This is a genomic window from Massiliimicrobium timonense (assembly GCF_042850985.1).
GTDB lineage: Bacteria > Bacillota_I > Bacilli_A > Erysipelotrichales > Coprobacillaceae > Allocoprobacillus.
Window position 1 is genome coordinate 2,600,538 of the sequence record NZ_AP031415.1, and the last position, 17,228, is coordinate 2,617,765.

The 17,228-nt window shown below is 30.3% G+C and carries 19 protein-coding genes and 1 other annotated feature; of the genes, 8 read left to right on the forward strand and 11 right to left on the reverse strand.

Annotation, left to right across the window (positions count from 1 at the left end):
- Positions 1-46: 46 nt before the first annotated feature.
- Positions 47-475: a MarR family winged helix-turn-helix transcriptional regulator gene (locus ACGHJ8_RS13595; protein WP_087245133.1), complete on the reverse strand. Its 429-nt coding sequence runs from the start codon at positions 473-475 to the stop codon at positions 47-49.
- Between the two features lie 148 nt (positions 476-623).
- Here ACGHJ8_RS13595 and ACGHJ8_RS13600 point away from each other — a divergent pair, with 148 nt between their 5' ends.
- Positions 624-1,940, forward strand: coding sequence for an amidohydrolase (locus ACGHJ8_RS13600; protein WP_390540919.1), 1,317 nt, complete (start codon positions 624-626; stop codon positions 1,938-1,940).
- Between the two features lie 185 nt (positions 1,941-2,125).
- Here the strand turns inward: ACGHJ8_RS13600 and ACGHJ8_RS13605 are convergent, their stop codons facing one another.
- Both ACGHJ8_RS13605 and ACGHJ8_RS13610 read right to left on the reverse strand, forming a co-directional pair.
- Positions 2,126-3,103, reverse strand: a complete 978-nt coding sequence (locus ACGHJ8_RS13605; protein WP_390540921.1) for an HD domain-containing protein — start codon at positions 3,101-3,103, stop codon at positions 2,126-2,128.
- Complete coding sequence (locus ACGHJ8_RS13610; RefSeq protein ID WP_211962363.1) at positions 3,096-3,740, reverse strand: YggS family pyridoxal phosphate-dependent enzyme; 645 nt, start codon at positions 3,738-3,740, stop codon at positions 3,096-3,098. Before ACGHJ8_RS13610 ends, ACGHJ8_RS13605 begins: the two co-directional genes overlap by 8 nt.
- Before the next feature lie 135 nt (positions 3,741-3,875).
- Between ACGHJ8_RS13610 and ACGHJ8_RS13615 the strand changes: the two genes are divergently transcribed.
- Positions 3,876-4,832, forward strand: a complete 957-nt coding sequence (locus ACGHJ8_RS13615; protein WP_205089169.1) for a hypothetical protein — start codon at positions 3,876-3,878, stop codon at positions 4,830-4,832.
- 32 nt (positions 4,833-4,864) lie between these two features.
- Here ACGHJ8_RS13615 and metG read toward each other — a convergent pair whose 3' ends face one another.
- Positions 4,865-6,859, reverse strand: coding sequence for a methionine--tRNA ligase (gene metG / locus ACGHJ8_RS13620; RefSeq protein WP_390542459.1), 1,995 nt, complete (start codon positions 6,857-6,859; stop codon positions 4,865-4,867).
- Positions 6,822-7,021, reverse strand: a binding site (T-box leader). (Overlaps the previous gene by 38 nt.)
- A gap of 163 nt (positions 7,022-7,184) precedes the next feature.
- Between metG and ACGHJ8_RS13625 the strand changes: the two genes are divergently transcribed.
- From ACGHJ8_RS13625 to ACGHJ8_RS13650, 6 genes are all read left to right on the forward strand, one after another.
- Positions 7,185-7,526: a DUF4299 family protein gene (locus ACGHJ8_RS13625; RefSeq protein WP_211962370.1), complete on the forward strand. Its 342-nt coding sequence runs from the start codon at positions 7,185-7,187 to the stop codon at positions 7,524-7,526.
- An 88-nt stretch (positions 7,527-7,614) separates the two neighbouring features.
- Positions 7,615-7,884 carry a hypothetical protein gene (locus tag ACGHJ8_RS13630; protein WP_087357812.1) on the forward strand — a complete coding sequence of 90 codons (270 nt, stop codon included), beginning with the start codon at positions 7,615-7,617 and terminating at the stop codon, positions 7,882-7,884.
- 81 nt (positions 7,885-7,965) lie between these two features.
- Complete coding sequence (locus ACGHJ8_RS13635; RefSeq protein ID WP_087245141.1) at positions 7,966-8,424, forward strand: hypothetical protein; 459 nt, start codon at positions 7,966-7,968, stop codon at positions 8,422-8,424.
- An 11-nt stretch (positions 8,425-8,435) separates the two neighbouring features.
- The gene (locus tag ACGHJ8_RS13640) at positions 8,436-9,605 is read left to right on the forward strand and encodes an iron-containing alcohol dehydrogenase (protein ID WP_390540925.1); all 1,170 of its coding nucleotides are present in this window, start codon (positions 8,436-8,438) and stop codon (positions 9,603-9,605) included.
- Positions 9,595-10,965 carry an aldehyde dehydrogenase gene (locus tag ACGHJ8_RS13645; protein WP_087357810.1) on the forward strand — a complete coding sequence of 457 codons (1,371 nt, stop codon included), beginning with the start codon at positions 9,595-9,597 and terminating at the stop codon, positions 10,963-10,965. Before ACGHJ8_RS13640 ends, ACGHJ8_RS13645 begins: the two co-directional genes overlap by 11 nt.
- A 76-nt stretch (positions 10,966-11,041) precedes the next feature.
- Positions 11,042-11,278 (forward strand): zf-TFIIB domain-containing protein, encoded by a 237-nt coding sequence (locus ACGHJ8_RS13650; RefSeq protein WP_087357809.1) that lies wholly within the window; start codon positions 11,042-11,044, stop codon positions 11,276-11,278.
- A 42-nt stretch (positions 11,279-11,320) separates the two neighbouring features.
- Here the strand turns inward: ACGHJ8_RS13650 and mscL are convergent, their stop codons facing one another.
- From mscL to atpG, 7 genes are all read right to left on the reverse strand, one after another.
- Positions 11,321-11,716, reverse strand: coding sequence for a large conductance mechanosensitive channel protein MscL (gene mscL, locus ACGHJ8_RS13655; RefSeq protein WP_087357808.1), 396 nt, complete (start codon positions 11,714-11,716; stop codon positions 11,321-11,323).
- A 74-nt stretch (positions 11,717-11,790) separates the two neighbouring features.
- A complete protein-coding gene (locus tag ACGHJ8_RS13660; protein ID WP_390540928.1) occupies positions 11,791-13,224 on the reverse strand; it encodes a polysaccharide deacetylase family protein in 1,434 nt (477 codons plus the stop codon).
- 61 nt (positions 13,225-13,285) lie between these two features.
- Positions 13,286-14,158 carry an N-acetylmuramoyl-L-alanine amidase gene (locus ACGHJ8_RS13665; RefSeq protein ID WP_390540930.1) on the reverse strand — a complete coding sequence of 291 codons (873 nt, stop codon included), beginning with the start codon at positions 14,156-14,158 and terminating at the stop codon, positions 13,286-13,288.
- A gap of 19 nt (positions 14,159-14,177) precedes the next feature.
- Positions 14,178-14,486, reverse strand: coding sequence for a PTS sugar transporter subunit IIB (locus tag ACGHJ8_RS13670; RefSeq protein ID WP_211962376.1), 309 nt, complete (start codon positions 14,484-14,486; stop codon positions 14,178-14,180).
- Positions 14,487-14,569: 83 nt separating this feature from the next.
- Positions 14,570-14,971, reverse strand: a complete 402-nt coding sequence (gene atpC, locus ACGHJ8_RS13675) for an ATP synthase F1 subunit epsilon (protein ID WP_390540933.1) — start codon at positions 14,969-14,971, stop codon at positions 14,570-14,572.
- Positions 14,958-16,364, reverse strand: a complete 1,407-nt coding sequence (atpD, locus tag ACGHJ8_RS13680; RefSeq protein WP_087357804.1) for a F0F1 ATP synthase subunit beta — start codon at positions 16,362-16,364, stop codon at positions 14,958-14,960. Before atpD ends, atpC begins: the two co-directional genes overlap by 14 nt.
- Before the next feature lie 11 nt (positions 16,365-16,375).
- Positions 16,376-17,227: an ATP synthase F1 subunit gamma gene (gene atpG, locus ACGHJ8_RS13685; protein WP_211962384.1), complete on the reverse strand. Its 852-nt coding sequence runs from the start codon at positions 17,225-17,227 to the stop codon at positions 16,376-16,378.
- Between the last annotated feature and the right edge of the window lies 1 nt (position 17,228).

The following is a 17,228-nucleotide window of genomic DNA, read 5'->3' on the forward strand; positions in this document are numbered from 1 at the left end:
ATTTTTAATCTTATCTTATTTCGACATTATCTTCAATTGATATGCTTTACTTCAAATCTTTAATAATTTGATTAATCTTTAACGATAAACGTAAATATTCTTTAGTATCTTCTTCTCCTAAACATTCTAAAAGATGACCAAAATAGGCTTCAATTTCTTTTTGTTTTTCTCTAGCAAATGCTTTCCCTTTATCCGTAATAAACACCTTTATTTTTCTTTTGTCTAATGGATCGACTATCCTTTGGATATAACCTTTTTTAGATAATGTATTAAGCACTGCTGCAACTCTTGACGTATTAATATCAAAACGCTGACTAATCTCGGAAGCATTGACTCCATCACCATCCATCAAATAAATAAGAACTGCACATTCCCCTCTGGCAATTTCACTGATATCACGATGACAAAACTTAAATGCCTGTTCATTTTCTATCATATAACCTATTAATTCTCTAGCATATTTACGATAATCCATTTTATTTACCTCACACTATGAGCATTTTATACAACTTTATCTCATTTGTCAATTTTTTTGTTTATTTGTCTATTTCTTAAAAATAAACGATATTATTTGATGTTCAAATTTGATGTTGGTACAATAAAGAAAAGAGGGAGAGATACATATGTATGAAAAAATAAAAGAACTTGCAAAGTTATATTATCCTGATACTGTAAATTGTCGTCGTGATTTACATAAGTATGCTGAAAAAGGCTGGTTAGAAATGCGAACAGCCTGTTATATTGCTTCTACATTAGAGGAATTAGGATACGAAGTGCTTGTTGGTGAAGATATTATGAAAAAAGAAGCACGTATGGGTGTGCCAGCAGAAACAATTTTACATTTAAATTACCACCGTGCTCAAAAGCAGGGAGCAAATCCTTACTATTTGGAAAAAGTTAAAATGGGAATGACTGCCGTGGCAGGTGTATTAAAATGTGGAGATGGTCCTACTCTTGCTTTAAGATTTGATATTGATGCTTTAGGCCTCATTGAAGAATCTTCTTCAAGCCATTATCCTTTTACACAAGGCTTTGCTTCTGTTCATCGTGGAACAATGCATGCCTGTGGACATGATGGACATACTTCGATTGGACTTACAACAGCTAAAATACTTATGAACATCAAAGACCATTTACATGGAACAATCAAACTTATATTTCAGCCTGCTGAAGAAGGTGTTATGGGAGCCAGAAGTATTGCTGAAAGTGGATTCTTAGATGATGTTGATTATATTTGTGCAGCTCATATTATGCCTCAAGAAGATCAACCTTATGATTTGTATTTTGGTATGGATGAATCTTTTGCGACCACAAAACTTGATATTACTTATCATGGTGTTTCGACTCATGCTGCTGAATCGCCACAGTTTGGAAAAAATGCTTTACTATCTGCCGCTAACTGTATTTTAAATTTACACTCTATTCCTCGTAACAGTGATGGTCAGACACGTGTGAATGTTGGAACTGTTCATGCTGGTACAGGAAGAAACGTTGTACCTGAAACAGCTAAACTTGAAATTGAAGTCCGTGGTGTTACAAGTGAATTAAATCGCTATATGGAAATTTATGCGAGAGATATTATTGAAGGTTCAGCACGTATGCATGATACTGTTGTTGAAATTAAAGAAATGGGTAAAGCTTATGCATTAGATTGTGATGAAGACTTTATGAATACGATTCGTTCAATGTGTCAACAGTATCTTCCTGATCTAAAATTACCACCTTATAATTTAAGTCCACTGGGAGGTAGTGATGATTTTTCATATTTCATGGAACGTGTTCAAGCTCATGGTGGGAAAGCAACTTATATGAAACTTTTAACACCTATTGTTTCATCACCACATAATGATGCTTTTGATTTTGATGAAAAAGTTCTAGCATTAGGCCCACGTATTTTTGCAAGTCTTATCTATTATCTTTCTCATGAAAACAAGGCATAAGAGATACAAATCAAGTATCTTTTATGCCTTTTCATTATTTATTAGCTTTCTTATAACGTTTTCCTTTGGTTACACCATTATCAATAAGTTTTTCATTTTCTACTAGTTCTTTTAATAATGTTTGAACACGTTTTTCCTGAACTTTTTTTCTCGCACTTTTTTGAAAATATTCTAATGAAATAATTTTATATAGCTTTTATATAACGTTCAAAATTATCACTTAAATATTCCTGAACGAGTGCATTGAGCTTTGAATCAATATCTAAAATACGTTGATGATTGACTATAGGATTAATATATCTTTTTTTAGCGTTCACCTTTAAATATCCAGTTTGAGGAAATGAAGATCTCAGAACTTTATGAAAGTGTGTATAATTTTCATAAAGTTCTTTTGTTAAGGAATGACTTATTAATTTTTGGATAACTTGTGTTTCGGTTGTATATAAATCATCATATGAACAAACATGATGATTTATAGCTAAACGCATTAATCTTGCAAGATATTCCATACAATAACGATTTTCATCACTTGTATAACATAAACTGCATTTCAACATCACTTGAGTAAATAGTCTAGCTATCTTGAAATCATCAAAAATCAATTCGTCTTTGGAATCATTGGCTTGAACATGTTTATAAATATTGCTTATTTCTTCTTTAGTCATTATTTTATAATAGACTGCATTTGATAATGTATATTCTAAACGATCAGCTGATAATTGGGGTGTATCATTATCAGCAATGGGATAATCATGATAATTCATGACTTTATCACTATCAATATGATAATATTCAAAAATAGATTGAAGTTCTAAACTCTTTTGAATCATTTCCTCTGTTAAATTTTCTGTTGTTTCTTGATGTATATAATCATGATACATAAAATCAATCACATGAGCAAATACAGGTGTGGCTATATCATGAAGTAATGCAGCAATCGTTTGATGTTTATCGTGTGTAAAATGATAAACAATCAAAGCGACTCCTATGCTATGATTATATCTTGATACACCTCGACAATCTTTAAATGGTTCAAACTGAGTATACTCCATACCACAATTCATACCCACATCTTTCAATCTTTGAAAAAGAGATGTTTTCATTATATCCTGTACATAATTAGGAATAAATTCATGATATAAATTATAAAGACTGTTACTCATGAAATAAAGCTCTGCCAATTCTGACTATTGTTGCCCCTTCTTCTAAAGCAATCTGATAGTCTTGTGACATACCCATTGATAATTCATGTAATGGATATTGTGGATATGTTTCTTTTAATCTTTCTAATAATTCTCTTGTCTGTCTAAAATAAATTCGTGTATCTTCTGGTTCAATATTTGGTGCCATCATCATCAGTCCATCAACAATCAAAGATGGACATTTCATCAAATAATTCATCACTTCATCCATTTCTTCTATATCAAACCCATGTTTGCTTTCCTCTCTAGCAATATTTACTTGTAATAATATATGAACTTTTAAATCATGTTTTTTTGCCTGTTTTTCTAATTCATCAATCAAATGATAACTATTCATAGAATGAATCAAATCAACCTTATCAATAATATATTTCACTTTATTCTTTTGTAATGTTCCAATAAAATGCCAATGTCCTTGACCATGATATTGTTCATATTTTTCCAAAAAAGCCTGAACTCTATTTTCACCAAAATAAATACATCCGCATTCTTCTAATTTTTCAATTTCTTTTTCATCAACATATTTTGTTGCTGCAACAAGTTTAGCTGGTTTCACTTTCTCTAATATTTCTTTTACTGCTTGTTCATTGACATACATAAAAAAGCCTCCCATCTTTATTCGATATTTCTATTATATAATCTTTTTAACATAACTTAAATTATAAAATCATACATTTATCAAAAAGAGTTCATAAAATCGTGTTATAATGGATGCATAAATGAGGTGAAGTCAATGAATGATTTATTAGAAAGATATTTAGGTGCTGTCTGTTCTTATTTCTTCGGTCAAAAACGTCAATATGTTTATCATGATTTAAAACAACAAATTAGTCAATCTGTACACCAATATGAAGATATGGAAGATCTTCTTATAAGTTATGGGCATCCCTTAAGTGTCGCTTATTCTTATGGTTATCGTCCTATCGTTTTTCATCATTTTAATCCATATATTGTCAATCTCATTGAAAAATTTGTTTTTATTATTTCAGGAATCTATCTTTCTTTATCAACGATTTATTATCTTGAACAATTTGGCTGTCTACCCTTTCAATCTACAAATCATGTCGTTACAACGATGAATACTTCTTCCTTAATTACTATTCTTTTATCTTATCCTATTATCACAATGATTGGAATTATCGCTGTAGCTTTTATCATATTAGCCATTCTTGATAAACAATATCCCATGGTCCAAGATTTAGATTTACATTGGGATTTAGACACTCTTAACCAATTACCACATCCCTCACATTATCCTAATCATACAATTGAAACTATTTTTATGATTGTTTTTATTGTTTTCTTTATGATTTATGCGATTTTCTTTTCCAGTGATCTTATCATTAAAATCCAACATGAATCTTATCAGATGATTCATATGATGACCTATTTTTTTCAACCTTTTATTATGATTATTATCTTTGATTATTTTATTGATATGACTAAAAAAATATATACAAAAAAATACTTACGATACAGCTCTTTCATTAATTTATTTACAATTATATCTCTTTCTATTTTTGTCATTAACTCACAATTTTTAAATAACTATCTTTTACCTTATCATCTTAATTTTGAATATTTGCTTGTTAATGCATTTATTATTATAGCTTTATGCTTTATTTATTTTATTTCACTTTATAAACTCTTTAGAAATATCAAATCTTATCGTTCTTTATTTAAAAAATAGGACCTTGGCTATATCAAGGTCCTTTTATATCATTATCTAATTTTTGTTCCATTAGGTAAGTTTTCTACAGATACAAGTTCTAACATTTTCTTCTTAGATCCTGCAAGAATCATACCTTGAGATTCAACACCTCTTAATTTTGCTGGTTTTAAGTTAGATACAACAATGACTTTCTTTCCAACCATTTCTTCAGGTGTATAGAAATCAGCAATACCACTGACAATTTGTCTTGTTTCTTTACCAATATTGATTTGAGAAACTAATAACTTATCAGCATCTGGATGTTTTTCACATTTTTCAACTGTTCCTACAACCAATTCAATTTTTGCAAAATCATCAATTGTAATTTGATTGTCATCCTCTTGTTTTTCTTCTTTTTGAGGATATAAAGCTTCAACTTTCTTTTCTACTTCTTTAGGATCTAATCTTGCAAATAACTGTTGAGGTTTTTCAGTGACTTTTGTTCCTTCTTGATATAAACCAAAAGTATTTAAGTCTAAGAAGTTTCTTTGATCTGTATTGATTTGATCTAAAATCTTTGTAGATGTAGAAGGCATATATGGTTCTAATGCAATAGCAGCAAAACGGATGGCTTCAATTAAGTTATAAAGAACTGTTGCTAGACGATCTTTCTTGCTTTCATCTTTTGCTAGTGCCCAAGGCATTGTATCATCAATATATTTATTTGTTCTTCTTAATAAAACAAAGATTTCATCTAATGCTTTTGATGCTTTAAATTCATCCATATAAGCTTGAACTTTCTTTGGCATAGCTAAAGCGATTTCTTTTAATTCATCATCAACAGGTTCATTGACTTGTGGATTTGTTACAATACCATCAAAGTATTTATTTGTCATGGCAATGGTTCTATTAACTAAGTTACCTAAAATATTAGCTAAATCAGAATTAATACGTTCAACTAATAAATCCCATGTGATACTTCCATCATTGTCATAAGGAATTTCATGTAAAACATAGTATCTGACAGCATCGACACCAAAGATTTTAACCAAATCATCTGCATAGATTACATTTCCTTTAGATTTAGACATTTTGCTTTCACCTTGTAATAACCAAGGATGTCCAAAAACTTGTTTTGGTAAAGGAATATCTAAAGCCATCAACATAATAGGCCAATAAATCGTATGGAATCTCACGATATCTTTACCAATTAAATGTAAATCTGCTGGCCAATATTTCTTATATAATTCACCATGATTTCCATCAACATCATAACCTAGCCCTGTAATATAGTTTGTTAAAGCATCAATCCATACATACACAACATGTTTAGGATCAAAGTCTACAGGGATAGACCATTTGAATGAAGTACGTGAAACACATAAATCCTGTAAACCTGGTTTTAAGAAGTTATTCATCATTTCATTCTTTCTTGAAACAGGTTGAATAAATTCAGGGTGTTCTTCAATGTGTTTGATTAAACGATCAGCATATTTAGATAATTTAAAGAAATAAGCTTCTTCTTTGGCATCATGAACTTCTCCACCACAATCAGGACATTTTCCATCAACCAATTGAGATTCAGTAAAGAATGATTCACATGCTGTACAATATTTTCCTTCATAATGTCCTAGATAAATATCTCCCTGATCATATAATTTCTTAAAGATTTTCTGTACTTGTTTTACATGATATTCATCTGTTGTTCTCATAAAACGATCATATGTTGTATCCATCATATCCCAAATCTCTTTAACAACAGCTGCCTTTTCATCAACAAACTGTTTTGGTGGAATTCCAGCTTCCTGAGCTTTTAATTCAATCTTTTGCCCATGTTCATCAGTTCCAGTCTGAAAATAAACATTGTATCCTTCCTGTCTTTTACTTCTCGCAATCGCATCAGCTAAAATAATTTCATACGTATTACCAATATGTGGTTTCCCTGAAGTATAAGTAATCGCCGTAGTTAAATAATAATCTTTTGGATCTTTCATCATATCTCCTCCTTCAAAATAAAAAACGTCCTTATAAAAGGACGTATTATACGCGGTACCACCTTTTTTTATATCTTTCGATATACCCTCAAAACTTTAACGCAGTTAACGTTTATCTCTACACTATTCAAGATAACAGCTCCCAGCCCATCTTCATAAAAGTTATGTCCTGATTTGCACCAACCATCAGTTCTCTACAACGCCCTTTTAATCTCTGCTGTTCTTTGCCTTTTTTATACTCTTAAACATTATCAAATATTTTTTTTAAAGTCAATAAAGTTTCATAACTATTTTTTGTGAAATAGAAATCAATCTTTTTTTTAATAAGCGAAATCAATGATTTCATAACAATTATAATGATATAATAAAATAAATAAGAATAGAAAGGACTGATTTTATGGGTTTATTTAACAAAAAGAAAAAGATTGACGTTTGGGAAGATGCTTATAAAGCCACACCCCATTTTTATAAGCAGTCTGATGGGAGTGTATTTGGTGCGATGAGTTTAACTGAAGGTGTGAAAACAATGTTCTTAAAACAGCCTCAAATACATTTTGAAGTTGAAGGTCAGCGTATATCACAATGGAGAATCGCTCTTATCGATGCGACAAATGATTCTATGATAGGTGATATGGACTATTTTATGGCTTTAAAGAAATTACAGCCTTATATCCTTGCTGAAGATAGCAATTTTATTTTAGTAAGAGGATTAACTTTAGATGAATTAAAGAGCTTATAAAACAACACATCATAATGATAATCTTGTTATTGTTTGAATGATCTCATCAAAAACAGATATGGAATACATGAAAGAAAGGTGAAAAATAATGATTTTAGGTATTATTTTAGAGTTCATTGTTGTTTCTTGTATCATAGTCAAGATTTTGAATATAAAATATCGTGACCAAGAGCATTTAAAAAAAGCTAATTCTCTTTTCACTGCTTTGTTATTGATTTATCTACTGATTATCAACACGCAAAGAGATAGTGTCATCTCTTTTATTTCTTCTTATTCTATTATATATATCATAACTTTGATTATTTATATTGTTCTTATCATTATTGAAACAATAAACATAATGAGGGGAAAAGGATAATGTATAAAAAATAATGGTCAAGTTTTATCTTTTTACTATCACTTTTTTAAATGTTATAATATTGATAAGGAGTGAGTGCATATGAAAAAGCTGATTATTTGGGTTGTGATGCAGTTTTTATATCGTGGTATGAAAGTTCTTTATCATGATGATCCACGTATGAAAGAGGAATTAGACGGATGGAAACAAGATAAAGTTTTAACATTACAAGTCATGCATGGACCTTCCATCACAATCAAGTACACATATCAAAAAGGATTGCAGAAAGTCAAAAATGTAAAACCTGATATTTGTATTACCTTTAAAAGCATTCAGACAGCTTTGCTTGTTTTTACAGGTATGATGAGTGTCAAGAGTGCTTATTTAGAACATCGTTTTTCTTTAAGAGGAGATGTTTTTGAAAGTATGAGATTTGTCAGATGTGTTGATTTGGTGGAAACTTATCTTTTCCCTCGTTTTATGACAAAACGTATTTTAAATCATCAGGAAAAGAAATATAAACCGACTTTATTGATTTATATAAAAGCTTTATTTGCTTAGGAGGGATTATTATGTATTTTGAATTTGTCAATAAAACAAAGGTATGTGCTGGGCAAAATGCTTTAAGCCAACTTGAATACGAATGTCAACAATATCATATGAAACATCCTCTGATTTTAACAGACCATGTTTTATATCAACTCAAATATGTTGATATTCTTACCAAACATTTATCATTAGATTATAGTCTATATACAGATATTCCTGTTGATTCTTCTATTCATACAATTGAAGATATTCAAGATTATTATATTAAAGAAAATTGTGATGGATTGATTGCTTTAGGTGGTGGAAGTGTTCTAGATACTGCTAAAGGTGTTTATTTGATGTTATCACGGGAATGTGAATCCATTGAAGATATTTTAGGTTTTGAAGATTTAAAACTTGGTAAAGATGTGCCATTCTTTGCTATTCCAACAACAAGTGGTACTGGTAGTGAAGCGACATGTGTTGCTGTAGTCAGTCATCCTGAAAAGCAAGTCAAACTAGAAATTATTTCTCAACACATTCAAAGTCATGTGGCTTTTCTTGATCCTGTTTTAACACAAAATCTTCCATTAAAAACAACAGCTTCTACTGGTATTGATGCTTTAACACATGCGATTGAAGCTTACACATGTTCACAAAAAAATCCTATCAGTGATGCCTATGCAATTTTAGCTATCCAAACCATATCACAAAATATTTTAAAAGTTGTTGAAAACCCTAAAGATGAAAACATTCGACTGAATTTAGCTTTAGCTTCTTATGAAGCAGGATGTGCTTTTTCAAATTCAATGGTTGGTATTGTTCATGCGATTGGTCATGCTTTAGGTGCTGTCTGTCATATTGCACATGGTGATGCAATGAGTATGTTATTAGTTCCTTGTATGCGTTATAATCTTGAAGTCAATAAAGACTTATATGGGGATTTATTATTATATCTTGGACAAAAAGAACTTTATAGTCAAACACCAAAAGAACAATTAGGACAAAAAGCTATTGATTATATTGCTTCTTTATTACAGACTTTACATGAAAAGACAAATCTTCCTATTTCTTTAGAAAGTATTGAAAATTTAAATGAACATATAGACGAAGTCATAGAAAAAGCATTAAATGATGGGGCATTGATTGTTAATAATAAGTATGCAAATAAACAAGACATTCGTAATATATTGGAGGGTCATTATGGATATTAAAGAATTAGTTCAAACACAACGTGAGTTTTATCAAACACAATATACAAAAGATGTAAACCATAGAATACAAACACTTAAATCTATAAAAACTTGGATTTTAGAACATCAAAATCGTATTATTGATGCTTTAAAAAAAGATTTAAATAAAGATGCAGTAGAATCTTATATGTGTGAAATTGGTTTGGTTTTAAGTGAATTAAATTATCAGTTAAAACATATTAAAAAATGGAGTAAAAACAAATATGTCTGGACACCTTTAGCTCAATTTTATGGAACAAGCTTTGAATCTTATGAACCTTATGGTGTCACATTAGTTATGAGTCCTTGGAATTATCCTTTTATGTTATCGGTTGAACCAGCAATAGGAGCTATAGCTGCTGGAAATACTGTCATTATTAAACCAAGTGCCTATGCTCCTCATGTATCACATGTCATTAAACAAATGATTGATGAAAGTTGTAATGAAAAATATGTGGCAGTTGTAGAAGGAGGTAGAGCTGAAAATACTGAGCTTTTAGAACAACGTTTTGATTATATATTCTTTACTGGTAGTGTGACTGTAGGTCAACTTGTTATGGAAAAAGCCAGTCGCTATTTAACGCCTGTTACATTAGAATTAGGTGGTAAGAGTCCTTGTATCGTTGATGATGATAAAAGCTTAAAACTGGCTGCTAAACGTATTGCTTTTGGTAAGTTCTTAAATGCTGGTCAAACATGTGTTGCTCCTGATTATTTATTGATTAAAAAAGAATATAAGGATATGTTCATTCAACATATGAAAGATATTATTCAAGAGTTTTTTGGAGATCAGCCATTAAATAATAGTCAGCTTGTCAAGATTATTAATCAAAAACATTTTGATAGACTCTCTCATTTATTAGAAAATCAAGATATCGTGATTGGTGGAACAGGAAATCCAGAAACTTTACAAATAGAACCAACGGTTGTAGATCATGTTGATCAAAATAATCCATTAATGCAAGAAGAAATTTTTGGTCCTATTCTTCCTATTCTGACTTATTCACATATAGATGAAGCTATAGCTTTTATCAACCAAAGAGAAAAACCTTTAGCTTTCTATATCTTTTCGCATGATAAAGCCATTCAAAAGAAACTATTAAAACATTGTAGCTTTGGTGGTGGTTGTATCAATGATACAATTATCCATCTTGCAACAAGTGAACTTGGTTTTGGTGGTGTAGGGCATAGTGGTATGGGTGCTTATCATGGTAAAAAGAGTTTTGAAACTTTCTCACATACAAGAAGTATTGTAAAAAAAGCAACATGGATTGATTTACCAATGCGTTATTATCCTTATAATTCTTTTAAAGATAAATTGATTCGTATGTTTGTGAAATAATTTTACACAATCTTAACATATCCTTAAACAAAATCATGTATAATATCTTTATATCATTCATTTGGAGGTATAAATTATGAAATGTCCCGTATGTAAAGATGTCACATTATTAATGAGTGAAAAGCATGGTGTTGAGATTGATTATTGCCCTGAATGTAGAGGTATCTGGTTAGATCGTGGTGAACTAGATAAAATCATTGCAAGAGCTTCAGGAGAACAAAAACAACATGCATCTAAAGATCATGACAAATCACATAAAAAGAAAAAAAGCTCTACCTTATTAGATATTCTTGAAATCTTTGGTGGAGAATAAAAAAACTGCAAGAATAAGCGACATAAGCTGTTCTTGCGGTTTTTATTTTTCTAACTGTGATGTACAATGTGGACAACGTGAAGCTTGGATATGGATTTCTGATTGGCAATAAGGACATATTTTTGTTTTTGGAGCAACCGGTTCTTCTTTCTTACCAATTGACATTAATCTATTAAACATCTTTAATAAACAAAACAAAATAAATGCCATAATCAAGAAATTAACAACTGATGAAATGAATGATGAAGCAAAACCAGCTATATCTTGTAAAGAATAGATTCTTCCACCAGTAAAGAAATTTAAAATAGGGTTTATAAAATTATCAGTTAATGATGTCACTATTCCCGTAAAAGCACCACCAATGATAACCCCAATAGCCATATCGAGCATATTTCCACGCATTGCAAATTGTTTAAATTCATTAATAAACTTTTTCATAAACTCGCCTCTTTTCTTTAGACAGAATAACATATTTTTTGATAATAGAAAATAAAAAGAGTCAGTTTTTGACTCTAATTATTAACCCCATGATGAGGTGTAAATGATGTATCATCAATACCTTTAAAAGTATATCCTAATTTTTGATAATGTTCAATAATCTTTGGTAAAGCTTCCACTGTTGTTGATTTTGCAGCTGTATCATGCATTAAAAGATTAATATTTTTTGCTTTACTTGATGTTCCATTTTTCACTAGGACTGAAACAGCCTGATTGTTTCTTGCAGCATCTGTTGAATCAGCATTCCAATCATAATACTGATAACCTCTATTTTGGACTTCTGTCACTAATGTTGTCATTAATCCTTTACAATAACTTGCAGATTTTGTATTTGAACTTCCTCCCGGAAAACGAATATATTTAGGAACAAATCCTATTTGTTCTTTAACCATTTGTCCAATTTTATTTAAGTCTTCAAAATAAGCATCAACAGAAGCATAAACTTGATCATATTTATGTGAATAAGTATGTAATCCTATTGTATGTCCTTTTTCATAAGCTTCTTTAATATATTTGTTATATTTCTTTCCATTACCAGTGACAAAGAATGTTGCTTTTGCATTATATTTTTCCAATATATCAATAATTTTCTTTGTATTTTGTGATGGTCCATCATCAAATGTTAAATAAACAATCTTTTCATCAGAAGCAGGTACAGTTTTAGAAACAACCTTTTTTAAAACTTTAACATTTCTTGAAAAAGTTGCTGTATTTCCACTACGATCTTTAACTGTATATTTAACTTTATAAGTCCCTTCTTTTTTCAAATTCACTTCACTTGAATCAACTGTCACTTCAGGCTTTGGATCTCGATTATCTGTTGCTGATAAACCAGAAAGATAATCTACTTCTCCATTCACTTTTACAGTCAAATCATGTAATCCTTTTAATTGAGGCTTTTCTTTATCCTTAACAATATTCACTTCTATTTCTTTTTCTGTTTTATTACCTGCTTCATCTTCTACAACAACAGTCATTTTTTGTTGACCTTCTTTGGTAAAATCATAATCCTTTTTAAAATATGCTTTTGTTTTTGTAGAATCTTTAATATCAGATACAACATCTTTTATATCAACTTTCATTCCAACATCAATATCTAAATTCTTTGTTTTATATGTTGGTGCCTTTGTATCTACAACATGAACTAATAAATCATATTCTTTATCATTCAGTGTATATTTTATCTTATACTCACCTAATTTTTTTGTATTTACTTGACTTGAATCAATTTTAATATCACTCTCTTTATACTTTCCATTCACCTTTTCAATATAAGTCAATGGATCAGCTAATTTCTCATTAATTTCTATATCTATTTGATTCTTTTTAAACTGAATGTTTGGCTTATTGAATAATCGAAACACAAAAAACATCATAACCACAATACATAAAACACCAGCTAATAATATGAAATTTCTTTTTACATTTTTCTTTAATTTTAAACTCATATTTAACACCTTTCCTTACTGACCATCATATCAAATAGTTTTGAAATTTTTGTGGATATTTCTACTTATTTATATTATTCTGTGTTGAATTGTCTAAAAGATGAGTTTGTACTTCTTCAATAATTCCTTTTGCGATAGCTTTTCCCATTTCCTGTAATTTTTCATCATTACTTAAATAACTATAATCATTATCATTATTTAAATAGCCCAATTCTATAAGAACTGATGGAACCATATTATCTCTTAATACTTGTAAAGACTTTCCTCCATCTAATATTCCCCTATTTTTAGAATAATTTAATATTTCAATGTTTTTACCAATATTTTGTGCTAAGCTATGACTTTCATCATTTTTTTTATAAATTTCAAAGCCTGATACTTCATCAGATTCATCAAAAGAATTCACATGAATAGAAACAAAATAATTGGCATTATTTTCAGCACTTTTCGCAGCTCTTTTTTTCAGATCATCAATCTTATTATCGGATAATGAAATATCCGTTTCTCTTGTTAAAACGGCTTTAATATTTGCTTCATCTAAAGCTTGTTCAATTGCTTTTGATGTTGTAAGGGAAATATCTTTTTCTAATACATTACCCACATTAGCTCCCGGATTCCAATCTCCATGTCCCGGATCAATCACAACTGTTGCAATATAATTTTTAGGTTTTTCAATTTCTGGCTCTACGACTTCTTCTTGAACATCAGGTGTTAATAATGACGTTATACTTTGAAACGCCCATGTTATTCCTTTATATAGACCAAACCCTATAACCAATGCAACAACACATACAATAATAACTCTTTCTACTCTTAATTTTTTCTTTTTTCTAACCACATCATCACTTCCTTTTATAATCGTTGTTATTTTATCATTTTTTGTCATATATTCAAATAAAATAATTGTTTTATTTATTGAGAAAATAAAAATCATACCGAAAATCTCGATATGACTATTTTTTAGATTCAATTAAATCTAAAGCATCTTGTAAAACTTTTTTTCCATTCATCATTCCATAATCTTTCATATCAATAACAGCAATTGGTTTTGTTTCATCAAATAATGAACGAATGTGATCTTCTTGAAAACGAACTTGTGGACCTAACATAATTGCATCTGCATCTTTTCCATAAATAACAGTATCAGCAATTGGTCTGGCTTCAATATCAACATTTAAGTGTCTTTCTTTTGCAGATGCCAACATTCTTTCAACTAATAAACTTGTTGACATTCCTGCAGAACATACTAATAAAATTTTCATAGCTATTCCTCCATCTATAACTATACCAATTTCAATTGAAGATGTAAAATATTTTAAAAAAACATAGAGAAAAAATCTCTATGTTAGTGTGTTGTTTTCACGTTAATTCTTGTGATTGCTTTCTTTAATGCTATTTCAGCACGTAAAACATCAATATTTTGTGATGATTTCAATCTTTCTTCTGCTCTTTGTTTAGAACTTTTCGCACGTTCTAAATCAATCTCATCTACTGATTCAATAGCACTAGTGATTATTGTCGTATCATTTTCACCAACATATACAAAACCACCTGCAATTGCAAAATATTGTCTTTCATGATTTTCATCAATATAATTCATTTCAGATATTTCAATATGACTTGCCAAAGGAATATGATGAGCAAGAATACCAATTTGTCCCGTTGCTGTTCGTAGATTTAACATCTCAACATCAGTTTCTTTATAAACACCAACAGGTGTTACAATCTTTAATTTAAATGTTGTCATTTGTTAATGTCTTTGCCTTTGCAACTGCTTCTTCAATAGAACCTACATTATGGAAAGCCTGTTCTGGTAAATGATCCCATTTCCCTTCAAGAATTTCTTTAAATCCTTTGATTGTATCTTCTACACGTACATATTTTCCTTCCAATCCTGTAAATTGTGAAGCAACAGTAAATGGTTGTGACAAGTAATTACGAACACGTCTTGCCCTAGCAACAGTCACTTTGTCTTCTTCACTTAATTCATCCATACCCAAAATAGCAATAATATCTTGTAAATCTTGGAATCTTTGTAAAATCTGTTGAACACCATGAGCAACTTCATAATGTTCTTTTCCAACAATTAATGGATCCAATGCACGTGATGATGAATTCAATGGATCAACGGCTGGATAAATACCCAACGCAGCAATAGAACGATCCAAAACAACTCTAGCATCCAAATGGGCAAAAGTTGTCGCTGGGGCAGGGTCTGTCAAGTCATCAGCAGGAACATAGACAGCCTGTACAGAAGTAATAGACCCTTTCTTTGTTGATGTAATACGTTCTTGTAATTGTCCCATTTCTGTCGCAAGTGTTGGTTGGTAACCGGCCTGTGATGGAACACGTCCTAACAAGGCAGATACTTCTGAACCTGCTTGAGTAAAACGGAAAATATTATCAATAAACAATAAAACATCTTGATTTTGTTCATCTCTAAAATATTCTGCCATTGTCAATCCTGTTAAACCAACTCTTAAACGTGATCCCGGAGGTTCGTTCATCTGACCAAAGACAAGTGTTGTTTTATTTAAAACACCACTTTCTTTCATTTCATAATACAAATCATTACCTTCTCTTGAACGTTCTCCAACTCCAGCAAATACTGATAATCCACCATGTTGCGTAGCAATATTATTAATCAATTCCTGAATTAAAACTGTTTTACCAACACCTGCTCCACCAAATAAACCAATCTTTCCACCTTTAATATATGGACAGATTAAATCAATAACTTTTATTCCTGTTTCTAAAATTTCTGTTTCTGTTTTTTGATCGGCATATGATGGGGCATTTCTATGAATTGGCATTTTTTGAATATCATCAGGTAATGCTTCTTTTTCATCAATAGGTTGCCCTAAGACGTTAAACATTCTTCCTAACGTTTCATTTCCAACAGGTACACAAATTGGATGTTGTGTATCTTTAGCTTCTAATCCTCTTTTTAAACCATCAGTCGATCCCATCGCAATACAACGTACAACATCATCACCAATATGTTGAGCAACTTCTACCGTCAATAATTCATCATTATTTTGAATTTCAATTGCAGTATTTAATGATGGTAAATGTCCATCATCAAAAACAATATCAACAACGGGTCCGACTGCACGTACGATTTTTCCTATATTTGACATGCTGCACCTCCTTATTGAGCATTAGCACCAGCGACTATTTCACTAATTTCATTAGTAATAGCACTTTGTCTAGCTTGATTATATTTCAATAATAATTCTTCTATTAAATCTTCTGCATTATCTGTTGCATTTTCCATAGATGTTCTTCTTGAAGCATTTTCACTTGTTATAGACTCTACTAAATATCCATAGATCACTGATTGTAAATACATTGGTATTAAATCATTTAAAACAGTTTGTGGATCTGGTTCAAATAAAGTTGCTTTATGTGTTAATGATTTCTTTTCAAAGTTTTTTGTATCTACAGGTAATAGTTTCATCACATAAGGCTGGAATGTCAAATTGTTAATAAACTTTGTATAAATCATTTGAATACTTCCAATCTCATGATTTTGATAACGCTTTGTCAATTCTTGAACAAGTCTTATCACATCTTTAAAATCTAATGTTGTATTTAAATGAAGATATTGATCATGATAAGGAATCTGATGATGTTTTAAATAACTTGCTCCTTTACTTCCTATCATATATATTTCATCTTCAACTTGAATATATTCACTCATTGCTTTAAAGACATTCGCATTATAACCACCACATAAACCTAAACTGGAAGTCACAACAATATAAACTGTTTTTCCTTGTCTATTTTCCTGTAAATAAGGACTTTCAACCATCCCTTGATTACTTGTAAGAATCTCACTAACAACTTCCTGTGTTTTACTATAGTAAGGTCTTAACTCATCCATCTGTTTTCTTGCTTTTCTTAATTTAGAAGTTGCAACTAATTGCATAGCTTTTGTAATTTTCTTTGTTGATTCTACTGATTTTATACGTCTTTTAATAGACTGCATATCATTAGCCATA